24 protein-coding genes are annotated in these 24,016 nt (G+C 62.9%); 9 read left to right on the top strand and 15 right to left on the bottom strand.

What is annotated here, in order from left to right:
• Positions 1 to 22 precede the first annotated feature (22 nt).
• Together putA and putP are read left to right on the top strand one after the other, a co-directional pair.
• On the top strand, positions 23 to 3,214 hold the full coding sequence (gene putA, locus CYJ07_RS00255; RefSeq protein WP_104202008.1) for a bifunctional proline dehydrogenase/L-glutamate gamma-semialdehyde dehydrogenase PutA: 3,192 nt from the start codon (positions 23 to 25) through the stop codon (positions 3,212 to 3,214).
• A 42-nt stretch (positions 3,215 to 3,256) separates the two neighbouring features.
• Entirely contained in the window at positions 3,257 to 4,735 is a 1,479-nt protein-coding gene (gene putP, locus CYJ07_RS00250; protein ID WP_104201674.1) for a sodium/proline symporter PutP, read from the top strand.
• Between the two features lie 75 nt (positions 4,736 to 4,810).
• On the opposite strand, the gene CYJ07_RS00245 is transcribed toward putP, so the two are convergent.
• On the bottom strand, positions 4,811 to 5,107 hold the full coding sequence (locus CYJ07_RS00245; RefSeq protein ID WP_104201673.1) for a hypothetical protein: 297 nt from the start codon (positions 5,105 to 5,107) through the stop codon (positions 4,811 to 4,813).
• Positions 5,108 to 5,458: 351 nt separating this feature from the next.
• On the opposite strand from CYJ07_RS00245, the gene CYJ07_RS00240 reads away from it, so the two are divergent.
• Entirely contained in the window at positions 5,459 to 6,061 is a 603-nt protein-coding gene (locus tag CYJ07_RS00240) for an OmpW/AlkL family protein (protein ID WP_104201672.1), read from the top strand.
• A gap of 179 nt (positions 6,062 to 6,240) precedes the next feature.
• Here the strand turns inward: CYJ07_RS00240 and CYJ07_RS00235 are convergent, their stop codons facing one another.
• From CYJ07_RS00235 to CYJ07_RS00215, 5 genes are all read right to left on the bottom strand, one after another.
• Positions 6,241 to 6,741 (bottom strand): gamma-glutamylcyclotransferase family protein, encoded by a 501-nt coding sequence (locus tag CYJ07_RS00235; protein ID WP_104201671.1) that lies wholly within the window; start codon positions 6,739 to 6,741, stop codon positions 6,241 to 6,243.
• A gap of 23 nt (positions 6,742 to 6,764) precedes the next feature.
• Positions 6,765 to 7,097 carry a YqcC family protein gene (locus tag CYJ07_RS00230; protein ID WP_104201670.1) on the bottom strand — a complete coding sequence of 111 codons (333 nt, stop codon included), beginning with the start codon at positions 7,095 to 7,097 and terminating at the stop codon, positions 6,765 to 6,767.
• A gap of 75 nt (positions 7,098 to 7,172) precedes the next feature.
• Positions 7,173 to 7,931, bottom strand: a complete 759-nt coding sequence (locus tag CYJ07_RS00225) for an amino acid ABC transporter ATP-binding protein (protein WP_104201669.1) — start codon at positions 7,929 to 7,931, stop codon at positions 7,173 to 7,175.
• Entirely contained in the window at positions 7,928 to 8,602 is a 675-nt protein-coding gene (locus tag CYJ07_RS00220) for an amino acid ABC transporter permease (protein ID WP_104201668.1), read from the bottom strand. The genes CYJ07_RS00225 and CYJ07_RS00220 overlap by 4 nt, the downstream gene beginning before the upstream one ends.
• Positions 8,603 to 8,617: 15 nt before the next feature.
• On the bottom strand, positions 8,618 to 9,376 hold the full coding sequence (locus CYJ07_RS00215) for an amino acid ABC transporter substrate-binding protein (RefSeq protein WP_104201667.1): 759 nt from the start codon (positions 9,374 to 9,376) through the stop codon (positions 8,618 to 8,620).
• A 317-nt stretch (positions 9,377 to 9,693) separates the two neighbouring features.
• Here CYJ07_RS00215 and CYJ07_RS00210 point away from each other — a divergent pair, with 317 nt between their 5' ends.
• The 4 genes from CYJ07_RS00210 (at position 9,694) to CYJ07_RS00195 (ending at position 12,693) form a co-directional block, all read left to right on the top strand.
• Positions 9,694 to 10,731: a DUF3549 family protein gene (locus CYJ07_RS00210; RefSeq protein WP_104201666.1), complete on the top strand. Its 1,038-nt coding sequence runs from the start codon at positions 9,694 to 9,696 to the stop codon at positions 10,729 to 10,731.
• 25 nt (positions 10,732 to 10,756) lie between these two features.
• Positions 10,757 to 11,194 (top strand): ATP-dependent zinc protease family protein, encoded by a 438-nt coding sequence (locus CYJ07_RS00205; RefSeq protein WP_104201665.1) that lies wholly within the window; start codon positions 10,757 to 10,759, stop codon positions 11,192 to 11,194.
• 30 nt (positions 11,195 to 11,224) lie between these two features.
• A complete protein-coding gene (gene rimK / locus CYJ07_RS00200) occupies positions 11,225 to 12,139 on the top strand; it encodes a 30S ribosomal protein S6--L-glutamate ligase (RefSeq protein WP_104201664.1) in 915 nt (304 codons plus the stop codon).
• A 110-nt stretch (positions 12,140 to 12,249) separates the two neighbouring features.
• On the top strand, positions 12,250 to 12,693 hold the full coding sequence (locus CYJ07_RS00195; protein WP_104201663.1) for a hypothetical protein: 444 nt from the start codon (positions 12,250 to 12,252) through the stop codon (positions 12,691 to 12,693).
• 15 nt (positions 12,694 to 12,708) lie between these two features.
• Here the strand turns inward: CYJ07_RS00195 and CYJ07_RS00190 are convergent, their stop codons facing one another.
• From CYJ07_RS00190 to CYJ07_RS00155, 8 genes are all read right to left on the bottom strand, one after another.
• A complete protein-coding gene (locus CYJ07_RS00190; protein WP_104201662.1) occupies positions 12,709 to 13,428 on the bottom strand; it encodes a SanA/YdcF family protein in 720 nt (239 codons plus the stop codon).
• 159 nt (positions 13,429 to 13,587) lie between these two features.
• Entirely contained in the window at positions 13,588 to 14,160 is a 573-nt protein-coding gene (gene sufT, locus CYJ07_RS00185) for a putative Fe-S cluster assembly protein SufT (RefSeq protein ID WP_104201661.1), read from the bottom strand.
• 2 nt (positions 14,161 to 14,162) lie between these two features.
• A complete protein-coding gene (locus CYJ07_RS00180) occupies positions 14,163 to 15,422 on the bottom strand; it encodes an aminotransferase class V-fold PLP-dependent enzyme (RefSeq protein WP_104201660.1) in 1,260 nt (419 codons plus the stop codon).
• Positions 15,423 to 15,436: 14 nt separating this feature from the next.
• On the bottom strand, positions 15,437 to 16,816 hold the full coding sequence (gene sufD, locus CYJ07_RS00175) for a Fe-S cluster assembly protein SufD (RefSeq protein ID WP_104201659.1): 1,380 nt from the start codon (positions 16,814 to 16,816) through the stop codon (positions 15,437 to 15,439).
• A complete protein-coding gene (gene sufC / locus CYJ07_RS00170) occupies positions 16,813 to 17,565 on the bottom strand; it encodes a Fe-S cluster assembly ATPase SufC (protein WP_104202007.1) in 753 nt (250 codons plus the stop codon). Before sufC ends, sufD begins: the two co-directional genes overlap by 4 nt.
• A 188-nt stretch (positions 17,566 to 17,753) precedes the next feature.
• Positions 17,754 to 19,196, bottom strand: coding sequence for a Fe-S cluster assembly protein SufB (gene sufB / locus CYJ07_RS00165; protein ID WP_104201658.1), 1,443 nt, complete (start codon positions 19,194 to 19,196; stop codon positions 17,754 to 17,756).
• 70 nt (positions 19,197 to 19,266) lie between these two features.
• Positions 19,267 to 19,731 (bottom strand): SUF system Fe-S cluster assembly regulator, encoded by a 465-nt coding sequence (locus tag CYJ07_RS00160; protein WP_104201657.1) that lies wholly within the window; start codon positions 19,729 to 19,731, stop codon positions 19,267 to 19,269.
• A 265-nt stretch (positions 19,732 to 19,996) separates the two neighbouring features.
• Complete coding sequence (locus tag CYJ07_RS00155; RefSeq protein ID WP_197038210.1) at positions 19,997 to 21,727, bottom strand: putative bifunctional diguanylate cyclase/phosphodiesterase; 1,731 nt, start codon at positions 21,725 to 21,727, stop codon at positions 19,997 to 19,999.
• A 294-nt stretch (positions 21,728 to 22,021) separates the two neighbouring features.
• Between CYJ07_RS00155 and CYJ07_RS00150 the strand changes: the two genes are divergently transcribed.
• Together CYJ07_RS00150 and CYJ07_RS00145 are read left to right on the top strand one after the other, a co-directional pair.
• On the top strand, positions 22,022 to 22,504 hold the full coding sequence (locus CYJ07_RS00150) for an Lrp/AsnC family transcriptional regulator (protein ID WP_104201655.1): 483 nt from the start codon (positions 22,022 to 22,024) through the stop codon (positions 22,502 to 22,504).
• A gap of 27 nt (positions 22,505 to 22,531) precedes the next feature.
• Entirely contained in the window at positions 22,532 to 23,437 is a 906-nt protein-coding gene (locus CYJ07_RS00145) for a complex I NDUFA9 subunit family protein (protein WP_104201654.1), read from the top strand.
• Positions 23,438 to 23,473: 36 nt separating this feature from the next.
• Here CYJ07_RS00145 and CYJ07_RS00140 read toward each other — a convergent pair whose 3' ends face one another.
• Complete coding sequence (locus CYJ07_RS00140; protein ID WP_104201653.1) at positions 23,474 to 23,911, bottom strand: nucleoside deaminase; 438 nt, start codon at positions 23,909 to 23,911, stop codon at positions 23,474 to 23,476.
• Positions 23,912 to 24,016: the final 105 nt, after the last annotated feature.

Raw genomic sequence — 24,016 nt, 5'->3', positions numbered from 1 at the left:
GTGTGACATCCGGGGGACTCCCATGCTCAACGCCAATACAATGCTGGATGCTGCTACCTGGCAGCAGGATCTCGATACGCTCTTCGCGCGTATCAGCGAGCACTATGTGGTCGAGGAAGATGCCTTTGTCCAAGAGCTGGTCAACGTGCTGAGCGCCGACCCCGGCGACTTCCGCCGCATCGCGGACAAGACCGCCGAGCTGGTGCGCGAAGTGCGCGAGATGGATACCGCAGTCGATACCATCGATGAGTTGCTGCAGCAGTACAGCCTCGATACCCACGAGGGCCTGATGCTGATGTGCCTGGCCGAGGCGATGCTACGCATCCCCGACAAGGCCACCGCCGACGCGCTGATCGAGGACAAGTTGGGCCCCGCTGACTGGAAGGCCCACATGGGCCAGAGCGAATCCTGGCTGGTCAACGCCTCGACCTGGGGCCTGCTGATGACCGGTCGCGTCGTCACTCTCGACAAGCCGCGCGACGGCAAGCCCACCACCTTCATCAATCGCCTGGTCAACCGTATGGGTGAGCCGGTTATCCGCCGCGCCATGTACGAGGCGATGAAGATCATGGGCAGGCAGTTCGTGCTTGGCCGCGACATCGACGAGGCGCTGAAGCGCTCCAGGCCGCTGTTCGACAAGGGCTATACGTACTCCTACGACATGCTCGGCGAAGCGGCGCGCACCCGCGACGATGCCAAGCGCTATTTCGACGACTATGCCCGCGCCATCGAGCGGGTGGGCAACACCAGCCGCACGTTGACCGAGCGGACGCCAGCCCCTTCCGTATCGATCAAGCTCTCGGCCCTGCATCCGCGCTACGAATTCGGCCGTCGCGAGCAGGTGCTGCGTGAGCTGGTCGGCAGCGTGCGCGAGCTAGCCGCCATGGCGCGCGAGCGCGGCGTGGCGCTGACCATCGACGCCGAGGAGGTCGATCGCCTGGAGCTGTCGATCGAGGTCTTCCGCGCCATCTACGAAAGCGACACCTGCAAGGGCTGGGGCCATTTCGGCCTGGTGGTGCAGGCCTACTCCAAGCGCGCGCTGCCGGTGCTGCACTATCTCAATCGCTTGGCCGAGCGTCAGGGCGACGAGATTCCCCTGCGCCTGGTCAAGGGCGCCTATTGGGACAGCGAGATCAAAGAGTCGCAGCAGCTCGGCGTCGAGGGCTACCCGGTTTTTACCCGCAAGGCCTGCACCGACGTCGCCTACCTGGTCTGCGCACGCTTCCTGCTCTCGGACCAGACGCGTGGCCGCATCTTTCCTCAGTTCGCCACTCACAACGCGCACACCATCACTACCATCCTCGAGATGGCCAACGAAGCGACGCGGCCGTTCGAATTCCAGCGTCTGCACGGCATGGGCGAGGCGCTCTACGATGCGGCACTGAAGCGGGCCCCCAATGGGACGTACTGCCGCATTTATGCCCCCGTGGGGGCCCACAAGGACCTGCTCCCCTATCTTGTACGCCGCCTGCTGGAGAATGGTGCCAACTCTTCATTCGTGCACCAGCTGGTGGACCCCAAGGTGCCGGTGGAGTCGCTCTGCGTGCATCCGGTCGAGACACTGGCGCAGTACCGCACCTTCTCCAACCCGCGCATTCCCCTGCCTCGCGATATCTACGGCGAGAAACGCCTCAACTCCAAGGGCGTTAACCTCAACGTGCGCAGCCACTACGACCCGTTGATGAAAGCCATGGCGGGCTTCATGGAACGCAGCTACGACGTCGGCCCGCTGCTCGCCTTCGAGGTGGAGCGTGACACGGCGAACATCCATGAAGTGTTCAACCCCTACGACCGTCGGCAGCGTGTCGGCAGCGTCCAGTGGACCACCCGCGACCAGGCCTCACGCGCGCTGGATGCCGCCTGGGCCGCCTTCCCCCGCTGGGAAGCCACGCCCGTGGCCGAGCGCGCCGCCATACTGCGCCGCCTGGGCGACCTGATGGAAGAGAACATGGCGGAGCTGATGACGCTCTGCTCGCGCGAAGGCGGCAAACTGCTCACCGACGGCGTCGATGAGATCCGCGAGGCGGTGGATTTCTGCCGCTACTATGCCATGCGCGCCGAGGAGATCTTCGGTGAGCCGACCCAGTTGCCCGGCCCCACCGGCGAGTCGAACCAACTGATGCACAACGGCAAGGGCGTGTTCGCGGCGATCAGCCCATGGAACTTCCCGGTCGCGATCTTCTGCGGTCAGATGGTGGCGGCCGCGGTCGCGGGCAATACCGTGCTGGCCAAGCCCGCCGAGCAGACTTCCATCGTCGCCCATCGGGTGGTCGAGCTGTTGCATGAAGCCGGCATGCCCCGTGACGTGGTCCAGCTGTTGCCGGGCGACGGACCCACCGTGGGCAGCGTGCTCAGCTCCGATCCGCGCATCACCGGGGTCGCCTTCACCGGCGGCACCGATACCGCCCAGATCATCAACCGCGCCCTGGCGGCACGCGACAACGCTCCGCTCCCCGCTCTGATCGCCGAAACGGGCGGCATGAATGCGTTGATCGTCGACTCCACCGCCTTGCCCGAGCAGGTGGTCGCCGATGTGATCCAATCGGCATTCCAGAGCGCCGGCCAGCGCTGCAGTGCCCTGCGCGTGCTCTATCTGCAGGACGACGTGGCCGACCGGGTCATCGAAATACTGCGTGGCGCCATGGATGAGCTGCACGTGGGTGATCCCCGCGACCTCGGCACCGACGTCGGCCCGGTGATCGACGAAGACGCGCGCCAGAGCCTGATGGCCCACATCGAACGACTCAAGGGCGAAGGGCGACTGCTTGCCGAAGCAAGTCTGGATCCGGCGCATACCGCGTCGGGTACCTTCGTGCCACCGGTGGCCTTCCGTATCGATGGGATCGATGCCCTGGAACGGGAGCAGTTCGGCCCCGTGCTGCATATCGTGCGCTACAAGGCCAGCGAGATCGAGCGAGTCTTAGAATCCATCAATGCCAAGGGCTACGGGCTGACATTCGGCGTCCACAGCCGCAATGAATCCTTTGCCCAACTGGTCGCACAGAAGATTCGAGTTGGTAATGTGTATATAAACCGGAATATCATCGGCGCCGTCGTGGGCGTACAGCCGTTCGGCGGGCAGGGACTATCCGGTACCGGCCCCAAGGCTGGCGGGCCGCATTACCTGCTGCGCTTCGCCACGGAAAAAACGGTGACCGTCAATACCGCCGCACTGGGCGGCAATGCGTCACTGCTTGCGCTGGGAGACGAGTGATAGGGCTCGTCTGTTACCACAACAACATTGAAGGAACCCCCAATGGTTCAAAATAACATGGCTATCGGCTTCACCTTTGTGGTGTATCTCATAGTGATGCTGGGCATCGGTATCGTTGCCTACAAGCGCACCACCAACCTGTCCGACTACATCCTCGGCGGGCGCACGCTTGGCCCGTGGACTTCGGCGATTTCCGCCGGGGCGTCGGATATGTCGGGCTGGCTGCTGCTGGGCCTGCCAGGCGCCGCCTATGTCAGCGGTATCTCGGCAAGTTGGATCGCCGTGGGCCTGCTGATCGGGACCTGGCTCAACTGGCTGGTCGTGGCACGCCGCCTGCGACTCTACAGCTTCAAGGTGAGTGACGCCCTGACGCTGCCGGAATACTTCGCCAACCGCTTCCGCGACAAGTCGCAGTTGCTGCGAGTGATCTCGGCAGTTTTCATCCTGCTCTTCTTCCTTTTCTATACCAGTTCCGGCCTGGTCGCGGGCGGCCGGCTGTTCGAGACGGTGTTCGGCTACGACTACAGTGTAGCGGTGACCATCGGCACCATCGCAGTCATCTCCTACACCTTCTTCGGTGGCTTCCTGGCCGTTTCCTGGACCGACCTGATCCAGGGTCTGATGATGGCGGCGGCGCTGGCTATCGTGCCGATCGTCGCCTTCGGCGACCTGGGGGGCATGGACGGTACGACTGCGGCACTGGCTGCCGAGAGCGAATACATGCTCTCCTGGTTCCGCGACGCCTCCACCGGTGAGGCGCTGACCGCCATCGGCATCATCAGTTCACTGGCATGGGGCCTGGGCTACTTCGGCCAGCCGCACATCCTGGCGCGTTTCGCTGCCATCCGCAGCGATCGCGACATTCCCGCCGCCCGCCGCATCGCGGTTAGCTGGACCGCCCTCGCACTGGTCTGCTCGGTGGCAGTGGGTCTGCTCGGGGTAGGCTTCGTACAGCGCGACTTGGCCGACGGCGAGACCGTGTTCATGGTCATGGTCAACCTGATCTTCCATCCGGTGATCGCCGGCATTCTGCTCGCTGCGATCCTGGCGGCTATCATGTCCACTGCGGATTCACAGCTGCTGGTCTCATCCTCGGCGCTGACCGACGACTTCTACAAGGCGATCTTCCGCAAGGATGCCAGCCAGACCGAGCTGGTTTGGGTCGGCCGTTTCGCCGTCATAGCCATTGCCATCTTTGCCTATCTACTGGCGCTCAATCCCGATTCCACCGTACTCGACCTGGTCGCCTATGCGTGGGCCGGCTTCGGTGCCGCCTTTGGCCCGGCGCTGATCATGTCGCTCTACTGGCGTCGCATGAACAAGTGGGGCGCCCTGGCCGGTATCGTGGTGGGCGGCGTGACCGTGGTGGTCTGGGCAGAGCTGTCCGGTGGCATCTTCGATCTCTACGAGATCGTCCCGGGCGTCATCCTGGCCTACATCGCCATCGTCGTGGCAAGCCTGGCTACCGAGGAACCCGACCTCAAGGTGACCGCCGACTTCGATACTTTCGAAGAGGCGTAACCCGACGCCCCCTTACCTGCCATACGGCAGCCTGCCACAGAAGCCGCCCATTCGGGCGGCTTCTGCATTACGGACTCAGGCCAGCCAGAGCGCACGAACTATCAGCAATAGCGTGAACGCGCCCAGCGCCATCAAGCTGAAAGGCGGTGTGGTGAGACGTCGCTGCCAGCGACGTCGCAGCTCGAGCCCCAGCGGCTGCATAAAAGCGGCTCCCAGCGCCCAGACCCCCAATGCGATCGCCGGCAGGCGCAACGGTAACGGCAATCCACTGATCAACCCGGGTTTTGCCAACAGCCATAACGCCAGCGCCGCTGCCAGCAGCATGGCCGCCAAAGTCAGCCACACCGGCTCTCTGCGCAACTCTGCCATCATCGTCTCGTCTCCTGTCGCCTGTCGCCTGTCGCCTGTCGCCTGTCGCCTGTCGCCTGTCGCCTGTCGCCTGTCGCCTGTCGCCTGTCGCCTGTCGCCTGTCGCTTAGACAAGACTTAGCGCTTCCCTTCGTCCCATGCCAATGCTGCATAACGGAAATAGTTGTACACCTTGTAGCCTTACGCTCCGCATATGCAAGGCAAAAAAATTAGCCACGAGCGAAATTATTCCCACTGAACAGCACGATGCGGCAATAACAAAATTAAACAGGACTTTTAGAAACAGTGTTCCTATACTCTCTACATCCAAGTCACCGGAATCACCCGGCGCTAGCAAAACCAGGAGGACGCTGTGATGAAAACGACTCGTCTGCTATCTGTGGTGGCCATCGCTGCCGGCTTCACCCTCGCGAGCCAGGCGGCCCTGGCTTATGGCGCTGGTGATGCCTTCGTACGCGGCGGTTTCGCCCAGTCCGAACCGAGTTCCGATAATGGCCAGGTGGCCGGCCAGGATCTTTCAATCGACGATGCTCGCGGCTTTACCTTCGGTGCCGGTTACCTTTTTCACGACAAGGTCGGCGTCGAGCTGAACAGCTCGGAGAAGATCGAGCACGATCTCGCCCTCGGTGGCACCGGCATTGGCTCCATTGACCGCATGCCAGTCAATCTGCTGGTGAACTACTATCCGCTGGGCGGGCTGGACTCCAAGGTACAGCCGTACGTCGGCGCAGGGGTCAACTACACCCGCTTCTCCGGCGAGCCGGATGGCATCAACGCAGATAATAGCTACGGTGCTGCCGGCCAGGTCGGAATCGACCTTGCCATCACCGACAATCTCATGCTCAACGGCTTCGCCAATTATGCCGAAGTCCACTCTGATGTCTCCGCGGGTGGCAGCGAAGTTGAAGTTAAAGTGGACCCGGTAACCATCGGCGGCGGGGTGACCTTCCGCTTCTGATTAGAAAGCAGTTGCCATATCACGCCGGGCTTATGCCCGGCGTTTTTTTCGTTCTGGGCTCGGTGAGCATCGATCCCTGGGTCTTCATGGCCGGCGTCAGCTATCGCTTCTGACAGGCCAGGCAACCAGCACGACGAGGCCCGCCGGTTGGCGGCCTCGTTCGTCATGCTCCGGCCGGATCAACGTGGGCTGTGTCGGGACAGGCCGAGCTGTTCCAGAGCGCCGTCATCGAGGCCGCTAACCGCGTCCACCCTGGTCAGCCGACGGTGATAATCGGCACTGAGGAAGGGCTTGCCCGCCAATAGGTGCGCCAGGTATTCGCTGGCGGGCCTCAACGCATCAGCGGTGGTGCCGGGAGCCGCGATATAGACCCAAGCCTCGATCGCCCCCTCGGCGGTGACGATCGCACGACGCTGCCTCTGGTAGTCGTGAGGGTAGCCTTCGTAAGGATCCATCCGTTCGATCTGCTCAGGATGCAACAGTTCGAACAGCGCGCCCTCGACCCGCTCACCCGAAGCGGGTACTACGTTGGCATGAGCCAGGCCGGCGATACGCGAGGCCTTGTCGAAGCGCAGTGCATGACCGTGCAGCACACCGGCCAGGGCACGCCGAACGACACCGATGCGCGCCTCGACCCGAGCCACGTTCATGTTGCTGCCATAGGCGAAATAATACGGCATGCGGTCCTGCCACCTCCCGCCAGTCAGTTCTCGGTCACCAGACGGTCGATCTCCTCCACGGCCTTGCACATCAACAGACGATCCTGAGTGCGAGCTCCTTCCTGAATCAGATAAGCCGCCACGGCCGGCGCCACGTCGCATTTTTCCGGCATCGGGGCTTCGGCCTCGATCAGTGCATCCAACCGGGCAATGAAGACGAATCGCAGCCACTGGGGCAACGCCATGGTATCGATGCAGAAGGGCTGCTGACTCTCGAACGCCTCGGTGTCGGGCGCTGACATGCGCCACATGTTGGTGGCCTTCATGGTGGCCTCGAGGCGGCGAAGCGCTACGTCGAGTTCCTCGTGGACTGTCATGGGATCTCCTGGTCGTTGAGGCGACCATTATCGCATAACACAGCCCCCCATCGTCCCCGTGACCCTCCTCGTGTCTCAAGACACCGCCGCAGACGGCTGGCCTCCAAGTATCTTGCGCAGGAAATCCTGCGTACGTGGATCGCGCGGCGCGTTGAACAGCTGCGAGGGCGGCCCCTGCTCGACGATGCGCCCCCCCTCCATGAACACCACTCGATCCGCCACGTCCCGCGCGAAGCTCATTTCGTGGGTAACCACCAGCATGGTCTGGCGCTCGCGCGCCAGCTGCTTCATCAACGCCAGCACCTCTTCCACCCATTCGGGATCCAACGACGAGGTCGGCTCGTCGAACAGTATCACCTCGGCCTGGGCTGCCATGGCACGGCCGATGCCGACGCGCTGCTGCTGACCGCCGGAGAGCGAAGCCGGATAGGCATCCGCGCGATCGGCCAAGCCGATGCGCTGAAGGATCTCCCTGGCTCGCGCATGAGCCTTGGCTTTGGACCAGCGATTCACCACGATCAATCCCTCGGCGATGTTTTCGAGAGCCGTCTTGTGAGCGAACAGAGCATAGTTCTGGAAGACGAAAGCCGTGCGCCGTCGCGCCGCCAGGATATCGGCACGGCTGGCTCGCGTGACGTCGACGTCGAGATCGCCGATGACCAGGCGGCCTGCGTCCGGGCGCTCGAGGAAATTGATACAGCGCAGCAGCGTAGATTTGCCGGTCCCCGAAGGACCGATGACCACGATGATCTCGCCCTGCTCGATTTCCAGATCGATGCCATCGAGCACGGTATTGTCGCCGAAGCGTTTGACGAGGTTGGCGATCCTGATCATCTGCGATATGCCCTGTTGAGTCGCCCCTCCAGCCATCTCTGGAACCAGGCCAGCAGCTCGACAATGATCCAGTACATGACCGCCACCGTGATGAAGGCTTCGAAATAGAGAAAGCTTCCGGCCGCCTCTTTCTGTGTCGCCCCCATCAACTCCGTGACGCCCAGCGTAAAGGCCAACGACGTCGCCTTGATCATGTCGATGAAGTAATTCATCAGAGTCGGAACGGCGACGCGTGTCGCCTGAGGCAGCACGATGCGTCGCATCAGCTGACTGTTGGTCATGCCGATCGACAGGGCAGCCTCGGTCTGGCTACGGTCGACGCCAACGATGGCGGCGCGAATCGACTCCGCCATGTAGGCAGAGAAATGCAGCGTGAGCCCCATGATGGTCGCGGTGATGCCGTTTATCTGGGTCAGGAAGGCCAGCACTTGCGGCAGACCATAGTAGAACAGGAACAGCTGCACCAGCAGCGGTGTGCCACGAAAGAAAGAGATGAACAGCATCGTGGCGGCGTTCAATCCCGGTATTCTCAACACGCGGATCACGGCCAGACCGCAGGACAGGACGAGGGCCAGGGCCATGCCCGCCGCGGCCATCTGCAGCGTCAGCGGCAGATAGCGCAGCAGAATGGGCACCAGCCCCAGCATGTAATCGAAATCGAGGATTCGCACGTTGGGACGCTCGGATCACGGACGTGTGATATCGGTACCGAACCAGCGCTCGGAGATCGCCGTCAGCGTGCCGTCCTCGCGCAGTGCAGCGAGCGCCTCGTCGACCCGGTCACGCAGTGCGCGATCCGCTTCGGTGTCACGGAACGGCAAGGCATTGCGTATGCTCGAGAACGGTTCGCCGGCAAGCTGCAGAGGCAGCGGCTTCTCCTGAATCACCTGGCTGGCGCTCACTCGGTCCATGACAAACGCATCGACACGCCCCAGGGCGGTGTCCTGTTCTATATTGCTGTCATAAGTGCGGATATCGATCTCATCGGCGAAAGGCAGCTCGCGCAGCAATTGCTCGTAGTTCGAGCCGAGGTTGACGGCGACACGCTTGCCCCTGAGATCCTCGACCCCGGAGATCTCGTCGTTACCGGCCCTGACCACCACTTGCGCGCCGTCATAGACGTACGGTTCAGTGAAGAGATACTTGGCCTGACGCTCCTCGGTGATCGTGATCTGGTTGGCGATGGTATCGATACGGCCGGACTCGAGCATGCCGAACAGGCCGGAGAAGTTGGCGGTCTCGAACTGAACCTCCACGCCCAACTCCTCGCCTACGGCACGCATGACATCCACTTCGAAGCCCTTGAGCGTGTCCTGCTCGACGAAAGTGAAAGGAAAGTAGCTGCCCGACATGCCCACCTTGAGCACGTCATCGGCAGCCTGAGCGAGACCGCCAACCAGGCCCAGAACACCGGATAGCATCACCGCGGCAAAAGAGCGCTTCATATGACCCACCTCCACAATATTTATTTGGAATATTAAAGCTGAAATTTATTCCATCCAAGCAGTTACAGTAGAAAATAACACTGCGCAACTCCAATAGCCCTTGGTTATGTCAGCCATAGCGTAGCTGCGCGGGAGGGTAATGCACAGATTCGCTGCAAGAGGCTGTGGATAAGCTATGGAAACTCGTCGCAGTAGCAGAGAAACCGGGGGATCGCCAGGCATGATCATTTCTTGATCAATCCAGGCGGCCAGCCCCGCAGGGTGGCTGACAAGCCCCCGGCCGGCACGGTAGAGTTCACGCTCAAATGGGAGCCGACATGCAGCCAATCCACACGCTTCACGATTTCTTTGCACGCACCGGCGCCGAGGTCAGCCTCTACCATATGGGCCGTCGAGTAGAGCCGTGCGCCCTGGACACCCTGTCGCGCTTCGAGGAAGGCACAATCCCCTGGCCGCTTCCCTGGCAGGGTCAGGCACGCCTTGGCATCGTCTTCCGTCTGGGCGACCTGGTCGATCCGTTGATCTGGTTCCTCGCCCTTCCCCTCGATGAACAGGGCCAGCTGGTACCGGCTCCCCGGGATGCCTTCCTGGAGCGGCTGCTGGTCACCTTGGGTCGCAATGTAACGCGCATCGGGAGCACTGCAGAGAATGACGAGGCGGAGGCGGTGGACAACCTGATGCAGGACAATCCGCTTGCCTTCACCCCCTCGCTGCCTTTCCAGGCCATGCTGCACGCTCGTGCAACGCAGAGCATGGGCAAGCCGGCCAGCCCCCACCTGGAACCGGTGGAGGCCTATCTCAGCGGCCAGCAGGAAGTCGACTGGCAGTTTCTGGGACTGCAGGGCCTAGCCGATTTCATCGTGCGTCTGGACGACGACGGCGCCCGTGAGCTGGCTGCAAGGCTGCCGACGCTGCCGCGCGAAGTACTGGTCTCGCTATGCTACTGTCTGGAGCATGTGGCGGCACCGGATGCGCTTGCGCGGACACTGCGCGAGCGCGGGGAACGGGCTGCAACCCAGGGCGACCTGGAAGTTCTGTGCGCCTGCGTGCGGGCAGTCGGTGGTGCTTCCGAGACGGTCGCCGGCGCCTGGTTCGACACGCTGCTCGACGACAACGCAGCCTGCGGCCCCGACCTGCTGGCTGCCATCGCCGGGCGCGGCTGGATGCATCTCGAAGACGCCGAACGCCTGCCGCGATTCCTGTTGCGGCTGGCGGAACAGCCTCGAGCCAATTTCGCCTCTGCCGCTCGCGACCTGGCACTGATTCCCCGCCTGCGCCTGCCGGTGCTTATGATCCTGCGTGAAGCGTCGCGGGACTCCGCCATCGGTCGGCGTCTCGTCGGCCTCGGCCAATAAGCATGAGCAGTTGGAAAGGAATGCAATGAAGGAACTTCCCTACACGCCCAAGGCTGTCATCGGTCGCCGTGAGATGGTCACGCTGCCCGAAATCGGCATGACGGTGTGCGCCAAGGCGGATACCGGCGCGCGCACCTCCGCCTTGCACGCCGAGGACATCGAAATCTTCGAGGATGAAGGCCACCTTTGGGTCAGCTTCACGACTCGCAGCGGCGGCAGGGAAACACCGCCTCACGTATTCCGCACCCACCTCCACGATCGTCGACGCGTTACCAGTTCCAACGGTCAAAGAGAGTGGCGCTATGTCATTCGCACCCCGCTGCAGATGGGCAAACTGGAAATGATGGTCGAGCTGACGCTGGCCGATCGTCGCGACATGAGCCATCCCATGCTGCTCGGCCGCCGTGCCTTACGCCGCCTACTCGTGGCCCCAGGGGCCACTTTCCTGCATGGCGAACCCTGATCCACCGGCTTTTCCGCTCCGGAGCCTCCGATGCATATCGCGCTGTTGTCCCGCAACCGCAATCTCTACTCCACTCGCCGCCTGATGGAGGCCGCCGAGCAGCGTGGCCACACCATACGGGTGGTCGACACCCTGCGCTGCTACATGAGCATCGCCGCCCATCACCCTTCGATTCATCTCAAGGGCGTGGAACTCGAACCCTTCGATGCCGTGATTCCGCGCATCGGTGCCTCAGTGACGTTCTACGGCTGCGCCGTATTGCGTCAGTTCGAGATGATGGGCACCTACGTGCTCAACGACTCGGTGTCGATTACCCGCTCTCGCGACAAGCTGCGCTCACTGCAGTTGCTGTCGCGCAAGGGATTGGGGCTGCCGATCACCGGTTTCGCCCACTCGCCGGATGACATTCCCGACCTGATCACCATGGTCAAGGGCGCCCCACTGGTGATCAAGCTGCTGGAAGGCACTCAGGGCATCGGTGTGGTACTGGCCGAGACCAATCAGGCGGCGGAATCGGTAATTCAGGCCTTCATGGGCATGAAGGCCAATATCATGGTGCAGGAGTACATCAAGGAGGCCCGCGGCGCCGATATCCGCTGCCTGGTGGTCGGTGACAAGGTGGTGGCCTCGATGAAACGACAGGCCGCCGAGGGCGAGTTCCGCTCCAACCTGCATCGCGGCGGGACGGCCAGCCTCATTCGCATCACACCCGAGGAACGCTCCACGGCGATTCGTGCCGCCAAGGCGATGGGCCTGCGGGTCGCGGGGGTCGATCTGCTGCGTGCCAACCACGGTCCGGTGATCATGGAAGTCAATTCCTCGCCGGGGCTGCAAGGCATCGAAACCGCGACCGGCAAGGACATTGCCGGCCTGATCATCGAGCATATCGAAAAGAATGCTTCTTCCGAGCGCAAGGTCAAGGCGCCGCCTAAGCCCAAGGGGTAATTGCGAGAAAAGCGCCCGAATTTGTAGAAAGGGACATATTTTGGCTGCGGGGGGTAGCAAAACAGTGTTTCCCCCGCCACAATCTGCGTCACCGGAGGAGGTGACCGCTCATGTTTCTCGATAATCGCCAAGTGGCGATGGACGGCGTGTTGGAAGCGCTGGCTGACAGCATCGATTACTTTCAGGACAATCTCGAGCGCCTGCGTCCCTCGCTGCGCGAGGCCCTGAAGCCCCATTACGAAGCCAGGGCCAAGGCAATGCGCAAGCTGCAGGAACTGGCCCGCCGTCACCTCGACCTGCTACCCCGGGATGCCGACGTCGAACGCGACGATTACATGTGGCTATGGAGCCGTCTGAAAAGCTTCGTAGGCAACGAGAGCCAGGTCGTCATTGGCGAACTGCTCGAGCAGGAGCGCGTGCTGATGCAAGCGCTGTCCACCCTTTACACCCATCCCCTTCCCGCTCCCCTGGAGCCGGTCGTGGAACAGTGCTGGAAGGATTGCCGCGCCTTGATCCGTGAGCTCTACCGCCTGCAGAAGCAGCGTCGCCGCTAATTCGTTCGGTATCGGCTAGTTGGCGTACTCCGGCTCCAACTCAAGCTCCAGCCACTGCTGCCAAGTGGGCGGGGCGATCTGCAGCGGCTCCAGCGGTCCCAGGAAGTAGGGTTCCCGTCCCCACAAGTAAAGATCCCCCACCGTGGCTGCCCGTGCCACCCATTCCCTCGCTCTCAGCCGCCATAGCCCGGTCACCGGACGCTCCGGCGCGGCGCATCCATTCACCTCGAGACCGAGCGCATCGGCAATGAACAAGGCCCGTGGCAGGTGCCAAGCCTGGGTCACCAAGAGTGCCCGCTCGACACCGAACACGTCCCGCGCCCGCGCCAAGGTATCGAAAGTACTGAAACCGGCGTAATCGAGGGTCATGTCCTGGTCGCGTACGGATTGGGCACGCAGGTCACGCCACATGGTAATGGGCTCGTTGTAGTAACGCGTCCGATTGTCGCCGGAGAGTAGCAGATGCTCGATTCGACCGAGGCGAATCAAGCGCGAGGCGGCATGGATACGCGCGTCGAAATGGGGGTTGCGACGCCCGCTGCGAGTCCAGTGCGAGGTGCCGAACACGATGCCGACCCGATCGGGGCCGCACAGCGGCAGCTCAAGCTCGATCCGCGAGTGGGTCTGGCCCAGCACCCAGAGATTGGCGCCGACAAACAGCAGCGCCGCCAGCAGCAGCACGCTCCCCAGCGACATCAGTACTAATTTGAAGGAGTTCCATACCACCGCGCGCATCGATGTCCCGAACCAGGAAAAGGTACCGCAAGCACAGACTCGTATCGAAAGCGAAGCTCCAAGCCTAGCCATCACGGAGCGGGGCCACATGCCAGCCGACTCGATGGGTGGCGGCGCCTCGCAGCGGATTGTGAGCGCAGCCGCGGTTCTGGCTTGCAGTCAGAACATGCCGAGCTCGAGCTTCGCCTCGTCGCTCATCATCTCACGGCTCCAGGGCGGATCGAAGACGATTTCGGTGTGCACACGGCTGATCTGAGGAGCCCCCAGAATCTTGTTGCGCGCATCGGCGGCGATAACGTCGCCCATGCCGCAGCCCGGCGCCGTGAGCGTCATGCGGATGGTGACGATGCGCTCGCCGCTGATCAGGCGCTCGATACGGCAGCCATAGACCAGCCCCAGGTCCACGATATTGACCGGTATCTCGGGATCGAAACAGGTGCGAAGCTGGTCCCAGACGAACTGCTCGATCTCCTCGTCGCCGGCATCCTCGGGCAGGGTCGGCCGGGGCAGCGGTTCAAGCCCCAGGGCGTCCAGATTGCTGCCCTCGATGAGATAGAGGCGCCCCTCGTAGCCGACGCTGACCGAGCTGCCCTTGGCCTGCATTACGCTGACCACGCTGTCTTCCGGCAGGGTCACCGTCTTGCCGAAGGGAATGGAAATGGCATCGACATCGCGCTGCAGCGGTAACGTCTGCCCTTTCTCGAGGCTGGCGATCTGTTCGATGGTCGACATGCTTAGCGCACCATTCCAATGACACGTTCGAGGGACTCGGCGAAGACCTCGACCTCTTCCAGGGTGTTGTAGACGGCGAATGATGCTCGGCAGGTCGCCGTCACGCCGAAGTGCGCCAGCAATGGCTGGGCGCAATGGTTGCCGGTGCGAATCGCCACGCCCAGCTGGTCGATCAGCAGGGCGATGTCCTGCGAGTGCGCCCCCTCGACCACGAAGGAGAGCACGCCGGCCTTGTCCGGCGCCGTTCCCAGCAGGCGCAGCCCGTCGATATGCGATACGGCTGTGGTGGCACGCTCCAGCAGCGTCGCTTCCCAGGCGCCGATGCGCTCGATTCCCACACCGCTGACCCAGTCGAGCGCCACGCCCAAGGCAATTACCTCGGCGATGGCCGGCGTACCCGCCTCGAACTTGTGCGGAACGTCGGCGAAGGTGGTAGGCACGTCGAACGAGACGCTCTTGATCATCTCGCCGCCACCCTGCCACGGCGGCATCGCCTCGAGCAGCTCGGCCTTGCCGTAGAGCACCCCGGCGCCGGTGGGTCCGTAGACCTTGTGACCCGAGAAGGCGTAGAAGTCGGCATCGACCTCACGCACGTCGACCTTCTGGTGCGGCACTGCCTGGGCGCCGTCGACCAGGATTCGGGCACCGTTCTGGTGCGCAATGGCCGCCAGCTCGCGCACCGGATTGACGGTGCCGAAGGCGTTGGAGACGTGATTCACCGCCACCAGCCGGGTGCGCTCGGTGAAAAGCCGACGGTAGGTATCGAGGTCGAGCACACCACGCTCGTCCACCGGGATCACCTTGACCACGATGCCGAGCTGGTCGGCCAGCAGCTGCCACGGCACGATATTGGAATGGTGCTCGAGCAGTGAGACCAGCACCTCGTCTCCCGCCTTCAGATTGGCGCGCCCCCAGCTATTGGCCACCAGGTTGATTGCCTCGGTGGTGCCGCGGGTGAAGACGATCTCGCGCCGGTCCGCGGCATTGACAAAGCCACGAACCGTTTCGCGAGTCGCCTCGTATGCCGCAGTCGCCTCATCGGCCAGGGTATGCAGGCCGCGATGAATGTTGGCGTTGTAACGGCTGTAGTAATCGCGAAAGGCGTCGATTACCGCCAGCGGCGTCTGGCTGGTCGCCGCGTTGTCCAGGTAGACCAGCGGACGGCCGTGCACCTGCCGTTCGAGGATCGGAAACTGGGCGCGAATCCCGGCCACGTCGAGGGCCGGGACGTCGAGCGCGCGCTCGGTGGCCAGGTGGTTCATCGCGTTCTCCTCGCTCACTCGTCGTGCAGGGCCATGGCGGCTTCCACCAGCCCGGCCAGGTTGAAGCGCTCCGGCAGCTTGCCGGCCACGGCCAGCTCCACGCGCTCGGCGATGGCATCCAGGCTCACCTGCTCCATCACCTCGCCGGCGAAGGCCAGGGTCAGCAGGCCGCGAGCGGTCTGCTCATCGATACCGCGGGTACGCAGGGCGAACACGGCTTCCTCGTCGAGCTGCCCCGTGGTAGTGCCGTGGGAGCACTTGACGTCATCGGCATAGATCTCGAGTTCCGGCTTGGCGTCGATCTCGGCACGGTCGGAGAGCAGCAGGTTGGCGTTGCTCTGGAAGCCTTCGATCTTCTGGCTGTCGCGCTTGACCACCACCTTGCCGTTGAACACACCGCGGGCGCGGTCGTCGAGAATGCCCTTGTAGTTCTCGTTGGAGAAGGTGCGCGGAGCGTTGTGATTGGCCAGGGTATGGTTGTCGATATGCTGACGTCCCTGACCATAGAACAGTCCGTAGAAGTTGGCCTCGGCCCCCTCGCCGTTGAGTTCGCTTATCAGGTCGTTGCGCACCAGGCCACCGCCCAGGTTCAGGTTGAACGAGGTGTAGCGACTGTCGCGGCCCTGCTCAACGTGAATGCTGGCCACGTGCAAATCGCCGAGCGGTGCCTCCTGCAGCTTGTAGTGGGTCAGGATGGCACCCCGGTCGAGCAGCAGCTCAGCCACCAGGTTGGTGAAGTTGGCCGCCTCGCTCTCACCGACGTGGTGTTCGATCAGCGTCGCCTGACTGCGTGCGCCGGCCTCGACCAGTATGCGCGGATGGCTCATCACCGGCTTGGCGTTGGCCCGCGACAGAAACTGCAGCACGATGGGCTTCTCCACCACGCTACCCGGTGCCAGGCGCACCACGGCGCCTTCCTCCATGAAGGCGGTATTGAGCGCCGAGAAGGGCGAGAACTCGACCCCGGTGAGCCGCCCCAGCGGGCCACCGACGGCCTCGTGGTTCTCGGCCAGCGCCTGGGACAGCGGCAGTACCGCCACTCCGCTCGGCAAATCGCCCAGATCGGAGAGCGCCCCCGAATACACGCCGTCGACGAAGGTAAGACGATAGGCCTCGACGGGCAGCGTGATCGCCGCCGCCGACGCGGGCGAGAACTCGGCGCTATCGGTCAGCTCGAAGTCGCCGCGAGCAATGGCGCGCACGTCGGTATACTTCCACGCCTCGTTGCGACGGGTGGGAAAGCCGAGCGCCTCGAAGCGTGCAGCCCCCGCCTGGCGCCGTGCGGCGATCCAGGTCGGCTCTGGCCCTTGCGATTCGGCACGGCTCGCGTTGCGCTCGACGAGACGGTCGAGAAAGGTCTTCACCTCGCTTGACTGCTGTTCGACATCGCTCATGCGGCAGTTTCCTCCACTACCCAGTCGTAACCGCGGGCTTCGAGTTCGCGCGCCAGTTCGGCATCACCGCTCTTGGCGATACGGCCTTCGACCAGCACATGGACCCGGTCGGGTACGATGTAATCGAGCAGGCGCTGGTAATGGGTCACCAGTAGAATGCCGCGATCCTCGGCGCGCAGACTGTTGACGCCATCGGCCACCACGCGCATGGCGTCGATATCCAACCCGGAGTCGATTTCGTCGAGCATGGCGAGCCTGGGCTGCAATACCAGCATCTGCAGGATCTCGTTGCGCTTCTTCTCACCGCCGGAGAAACCCTCGTTGACGGCGCGTTGCAGAAAGCTGGCGTCCATCTTCATCTGCGCCAGCTTCTCCTTGACCAGTTTCAGGAACTCGGGAGCGGGGATCTCGTCCTCGCCGCGCGCCTCGCGCTGGGCATTGAGCGCCGCCTTGAGCAGGTAGATGTTCTTGACCCCCGGGATCTCCACGGGATACTGGAAGCCCAGCAGCAGCCCGGCCTGGGCACGCTCCTCGATTTCCATTTCCAGCACGTCCTGACCCTCGAAGGTGATCGTGCCTCCGGTGACCTCGTAGCCCTCCTTGCCCGCGATCACCGCCGACAGGGTCGACTTGCCGGCCCCGTTGGGCCCCATGATGGCGTGCACTTCCCCGGCGTTGATGGTCAGGTTGAGACCCTTGAGGATTTCCTTGCCTTCCACCGTGACGTGCAGATCCTTGACTTCGAGCATCTTGAATACCTTTTCGATTCTGCGAGCCGTCATCGCGACTCGGTAAATGATGTCCTTCAGCGAACCCAGCGAAACGGGCGAGCGGCGCCTGGACAAGGCGAGCGCGGTAAAGAAAAGCGGAGTTTACGACTGTAAACTTGCACTCCCGAATCCGCGCTCAACGCCGTACAGGTCGCGCAGCCGTTTCCTTAGCCCACAGCTCCTTCGAGGGTGACGTTCAGCAGGGCTTCCGCCTCCACCGCGAACTCCATCGGCAACTCCTGGAACACGTCCTTGCAGAAGCCGTTGACGATCATGCTCACCGCATCCTCCTCCGAAATACCGCGGCTTTGGCAGTAGAACAGCTGGTCCTCGCCGATCTTGGAGGTGGTCGCCTCGTGCTCGATGGTCGCGGTGCTGTTGCCGATCTCCTGGTACGGAAAGGTGTGTGCGCCGCACTGGTCGCCGATCAGCAGCGAGTCGCACTGGGTGAAGTTGCGCGCTCCCTTGGCCCGCGGGCCGATCTTGACCAATCCCCGGTAGGACTGGTTGCTGCGGCCGGCGGAGATGCCTTTGGAAACGATATAGGAGCGCGACCCCTCGCCGATGTGAATCATCTTGGTACCGGTATCGGCCTGCTGGCGACCGTTGGTCACCGCCACCGAGTAGAACTCGCCGATGCTGTCCTTCCCGCGCAGCACGCAGGAGGGGTACTTCCAGGTGATGGCGGAGCCGGTCTCGACCTGGGTCCAGCTGATGCGCGAACGGTCGCCGCGGCAGTCGCCACGCTTGGTGACGAAGTTGTAGATGCCGCCCTTGCCGTCTTCATCGCCGGGATACCAGTTCTGCACCGTGGAGTACTTGATATAGGCGTCGTCCAATGCCACCAGCTCGACCACAGCGGCGTGGAGCTGGTTCTCGTCGCGCATCGGCGCGGTGCAGCCCTCCAGGTACGATACCTGGGCACCCTCTTCGCAGATGATCAGGGTGCGCTCGAACTGACCGGTGTTGGCGGCGTTGATACGGAAGTAGGTGGAAAGCTCCATTGGGCAGGTCACGCCCTTGGGCACGAAGACGAAGGAACCGTCGGTAAACACCGCCGAGTTGAGCGCGGCGAAGAAGTTGTCCGCCACCGGCACCACCGTGCCCAGGTATTGCTTGATCAGCTCCGGGTAGTCGCGGATCGCCTCGGAGATCGAGCTGAAGATCACGCCCGCCTCGTGCAGCTTCTCCTTGAAGGTGGTGGTCACCGAAACGGAATCGAACACCGCATCCACCGCCACGCCAGCCAGCGCGGCACGCTCGTGCAGCGGAATGCCCAGCTTCTCATAGGTCTCGAGCAGCTTGGGGTCGACCTCGTCGAGGCTCTGGGGACGGTCCTCGGGCCGCTTGGGCGCGCTGTAGTAGGAGATCCCCTGGTAGTCGATAGGCGGATAGTCCAGGTGCGCCCACGAGGGTGGCGTCATCTTGAGCCACTGGTGGTAGGCCTTGAGACGCCATTCGAGCATCCACTCGGGTTCGCCCTTCTTGTTGGAGATGAAGGCGATGACGCTCTCATCGAGCCCCGGCGGGACCGTATCGCTCTCGATGTCCGTCACGAACCCTTCTTTGTATTCGCGACGAACCAGCTGTTCCATTTCCTGACTTGCCATGGTCTCTCCCCTCCCGGGCGGTTGGGCCGGCGAGCGAACTCGCCTCGGGTAATGAATCCGGTTCGGTGGCTCAGGCCGTGTCGACGGCCAGGCTCACGCTCTGTATGGGTAGCTGCACCGGCAGCTTGATCGGCGCAGTATCGGCCAAGTGGGCCAGGGTCACGCTGTCGAGCAGGGTGCGAACGGCCAGCGACACGCGCTGCCAGTTGTCGGAAACGCCGCAAGTGGCCAGCAGGTCGCAGTCCCCCTCGGCGTGGCTACATTCGGTCATCGCCACCGGCCCTTCGATCGCTGTGATGATGTCGATCGCCGTTATCCTCGATGCCGGCCGAGCCAGGGAATAGCCACCTTGTGCCCCGCGGCGCGATTCAAGCAGCCCCGCCCGAACCAGCATCTTCAGTGTCTTGCTGACCGTTGGATGCGGCAGTTGCACGGCCTCGGCCAGCTCCGCCGCAGCATGGGACTGCTCCGGATGGCGAGCAATCTGCGCCATGATCACGGCGGCATAGTCGGTCAGGCGGGAAAGCTTCAGCATGCCTGTCTCCTGGGGTTCCGCGGCGAGAGCCGATACCCTGATCTCCATTTCGGACCATTTTAGTCCTGTATGAATTCGATGTGAAGACCCAGACAGAAATGCGGCACGTTGCAGGCACGTTCGCTGCCGTTTCCATCAAAAACGACAATCATTCTCATAAATAGGAATCATCGTTGCCTCTGCCCACGGCAGATGGCGCGCCGATAGCGCGACGACGGCACGTGAGTGATGGAGAGGGAGAAAACGGAACGCCTAGCTACCCGCCTCAACGAAATGAGGCGGGCCGCTGATGTCGAGCGGGTACCAGCGGATCACCCTGGCGCAAGCGCCGTTCGCGCTCGCGGCACCAATGGAGCAGGTCATCGGCCGGCATGGCCTTGGCGTAGAGAAACCCCTGGGCCTGATCGCAGCCCAGTTCGCGCAAAATGTGATGCTGCGGTTCCGTCTCGACGCCTTCGGCGGTGACTTCCAGGTCCAGGGCGTGTCCCACTTCGATCAGGCACGCCATTAACTTGCGCGCCCGGGCATCTTGCTCGAGCCCGCTGACGAAGGCGCGATCGATCTTGAGCCCGGTGATCGGCAAGTGACGCAGGTACTCGAAGGAGGAAAAGCCGGTGCCGAAGTCATCGACGCTAACATGAATGCCAAAGCCGCACATTCGCTCCAGCGCCAGCTTGGCGGCAAACAGATCGTGCATCAACGCGCTTTCGGTAATCTCGATCTCGAGCAGGGAGGGATCCAGCCCGGACTCTTGAACGCGCTGTCTGAGTTCCTCCACCAGCACGTCGTCCATCAGGTTGCGCACCGAGAAGTTGATACTGACGCGGTTACCGTAGCGCAAGGCAAAATCGCAGGCTTCGTTCAATACGAAACGCGTCACCGGGGCAATCAATGTGGTGTTCTCGACCTTGGGCATGAACAGCCCGGGCGACACCAGGGACCCGCTTTCGTCGCGCCAGCGAATCAGCCCTTCGCAGCCGTTGATCCGGCCATCCCCCAGACGCACCTTGGGCTGGTAATGCAGTTCGAATTCGCCTTGTTCGAGCCCGCGCCGTACCCGGGCGATCAACTTCACGTTTTGCACGCTGCGCCGCGCGAAGGAGGGTTGAAAATGGCAATGCGAGCGATGCTTCTCCGAGGCCGCCAGCATGGCAATCCGCGCCTCGCGGATCAGACTCCCCGGCGTATCCTGCTCGCGCTGCTGAAGGGTGCTGCCGAGCACCAGTTGAACTCGTAGCGGCACGCCAAGCACCACCAGGTTGTCCTCCCCCAGCTCCACCACACGCAGGGCAAGGCGTTCGAGTTCCTCGCGCTCGACTGGCCAGAACAGCAACATCAGTTCGCCGTCGCTGAGACGATAGCAACCGGCCAGATTAGGGCCGAGGCGCGAAAAGCGTTCGCTCATCGCCACCGCCAGCGCGTCGGAAGCGTCGGCGCCCAGCGCCTCGATAACGTCATCGAGATCGTCGAGGCGTACCAGCACCAGACCGACCTTGCGACCGTCCTGTCGGGGATGGCGCCGCAACCAGCAGGCCAGGTCCGATTCAAGGGCGATATCGTTGGGCAGCCCGGCGCGCGGGTCGGTGCGTGCCGCCAGTTCCATGTTGATTCGGCTCTGCTGCAGGCGTTCGAACAGACCTCCGGCAAAGCCGCCGATAATCAGATACAGACCCAGTCGGATCAACCAGTTGAGCACCGTCTGCGCTTCGCCGGTTGCCGCCGAGAGCGGCATCATCGCCATCAGCAATCCCGCAGCGAACGCGACCGCCAGGGAGCCCTTCCAGGTATACCAGGCCCCGGCCAGCAGCACCGGGATCAGCATCAGGTAAGGGTAGGCATAACGCGTCCCCCCCGTGACATAGACAAGGGCCGTGCCCAGCGCCAGCAGTGCTGCCAGCATCAGGCCTCGCAGCAAGTGGCGCAGCGCAGCGGGGCAAGCCTGCCACCGGCTCTCCAGGGCCAGCCAGACCCCAGAACTCGTTCCCTTGCGTATCATGCTCCCCCCATCCCTGATGACAGGTTTCGTTATGGTTTTTATCATCCTGAAGATTATACAAGAATGCCTCGCCCCACCTATCCGGGCCTCAACGCTTCCCTAAGCGGTGCAGAGGGACGCGGCGAAATCGGAGCCATCTGCCCGAACGGCGCGAGGCTCGTCGTACGTCAACCTTCTCTGGCATGCGTAGCGATGGATTGACTGGCGAGTGCGGCTCGCATTCGCCAGACTTGAGGGAAGGTTTAGCGGTATCAGCCAAGGAATATCGAAACGCCACATTGACGAGGCACCGCCATGCGCAATCTGAAACTCGACCGCATCGACCGCATGCTGCTTGAAGCTCTGCAGCAAGATGCCCGTCTGACGACCGCCGAGTTGGCCGAGCTGGTCAACCTGTCGCCCTCCCCCTGCGCACGCCGCATACGCCGACTCGAGCAAGCCGGCTTGATCACCCGCTACCGCGCCGAGTTGGACAAGGACATGCTGGAACTGTCGCTGACAGCCTTCGTCCGGGTGCGGCTCGACCATCAGGCTCACGCAAGCGAAGCGTTCGAGTCGGCCATACGCGACCAGCCGGAAGTGATTCACTGTCATGCCTTGTCCGGCGCCTTCGACTACCAGCTACAGGTGATCACGGGGGATTTCCGCAGCTTCGAGGCCTGGCTGCGCTGGCTCCAGCAGCTTTCCATGGTGGTCTCGGTTGACAGCAGTTTTGCACTTCGCACGGTCAAGGAGAATGGCCCCCTGCCGCTGTCAGGGCTTGGCACGACACCTTAGCCTGAAACGACAACGGACGGAGGCAGCATGTCGCAGGCGCTTATCGCCGTATTCGGTGGGACCGGCTTTCTCGGTGGCCATGTGGTGAAGGAGCTGGTGGAAGCGGGCCATGCGGTGCGCATCGCAGCGCGGAACCCACGCCTGCCCGCATGGGCCGAGACCACCGATCCGCTCGAGAGGGTAACGGTCGACATTCGCTGCGAGGAGGATGTGGCGAAAGCGCTCGAGGGAGCCGATGGCGTGGTCAACGCCGTCAGCCTCTACGTGGAGCACAAGCAACTGCGCTTCGAGGATATCCATGTCCAGGGTGCCGCACGGCTCGCCAGGCTCGCCCAGCAGGCCGGAATACGCTCACTGATACAGCTCTCGGGCATCGGTGCCGACCCCGCCTCGCGTTCCCGCTACGTCAGTGCCAGGGGACGTGGGGAGGCGGCTGTCATCGACGCCTACTCCAAGGCGATCATCCTGCGACCGAGCGTCATGTTCGGTCCCCACGACGCCTTTCTCAACCGCCTGGCGGAACTGACCCGGTTACCGCTCGTCCCGCTGTTCGGGCGCGGCGAGACACGACTGCAGCCGGTACACGTTATCGACGTCGCACGATCGATCTCGCGGCTGCTGGGCTCAGTGCCCTTCGAGCGTCGTCTATTCGAACTCGGAGGGCCCGACATCCTCGCCTACCGGGAAGTACTGGAGCAGGTCATGGCTTACCTGGAACGCGAACGACCGCTGCTGCCGGTTCCGTTTGCCCTGTGGCATGCCATCGCCCTGCTCGCCTCGCCATTGCCCGGACCGCCGTTGACTCGCGACCAGGTCATCATGATGGCCGAGGACAACGTGGTCGCACCTGGCGTGGGCGGCTTCGATGATCTCGATATCCTTCCCCGCTCACTACGAGACAGTTTGCCTGCATGCCTCGGGCCTGCAGGCTGAACGAGGCACCCCGGGAGCACCATAGTCGGCCATGGCTCACTCGCCGATATCCTCGTGCCATAGTTGCGGTGCGCTTTCGATGAAGTTTCTCATCAGCTCGATGCACTCCGGCAGCTGCAGTACCTCGACCGTGACACCCCTCGTCCTGAGCAATGCCTCCTCGCCGCGAAAGGTCCGGTTTTCTCCCACCACCACCCGGGGAATGCCATAAAGCAGAATTGCCCCGCTGCACATGGCGCACGGCGACAGCGTTGTGTAGAGCGTGCATTCGCGATAGACCGATGCCGGCTGGCGCCCTGCACGCTCCAGCGCGTCCATTTCGCCGTGCAGTACCGTACTGCCGGCCTGCACTCGGCGGTTATGGCCCCGTCCCAGAATGCGGTCACGGTGCACCAGCACCGAACCGATGGGAATCCCCCCTTCCGCCAAGCCATCACGGGCTTCCTCCAGCGCCGCCTGCATATGAATGTCCATTTCCTCTCCTTGTCCTGGTGGGGTGTCGGTCGTCATGAACTTAGCAACTCCACAGCACAGTTACCTCTATTCTCGGCACCCTGGACTTTGGCACTCCTCGTTAGC

It is taken from the genome of Billgrantia saliphila (genome assembly GCF_002930105.1).
GTDB lineage: Bacteria > Pseudomonadota > Gammaproteobacteria > Pseudomonadales > Halomonadaceae > Halomonas > Halomonas saliphila.
The sequence above is the reverse complement of the archived record's forward strand: the minus strand, read 5'-3'. Positions and strand labels throughout refer to the sequence as shown.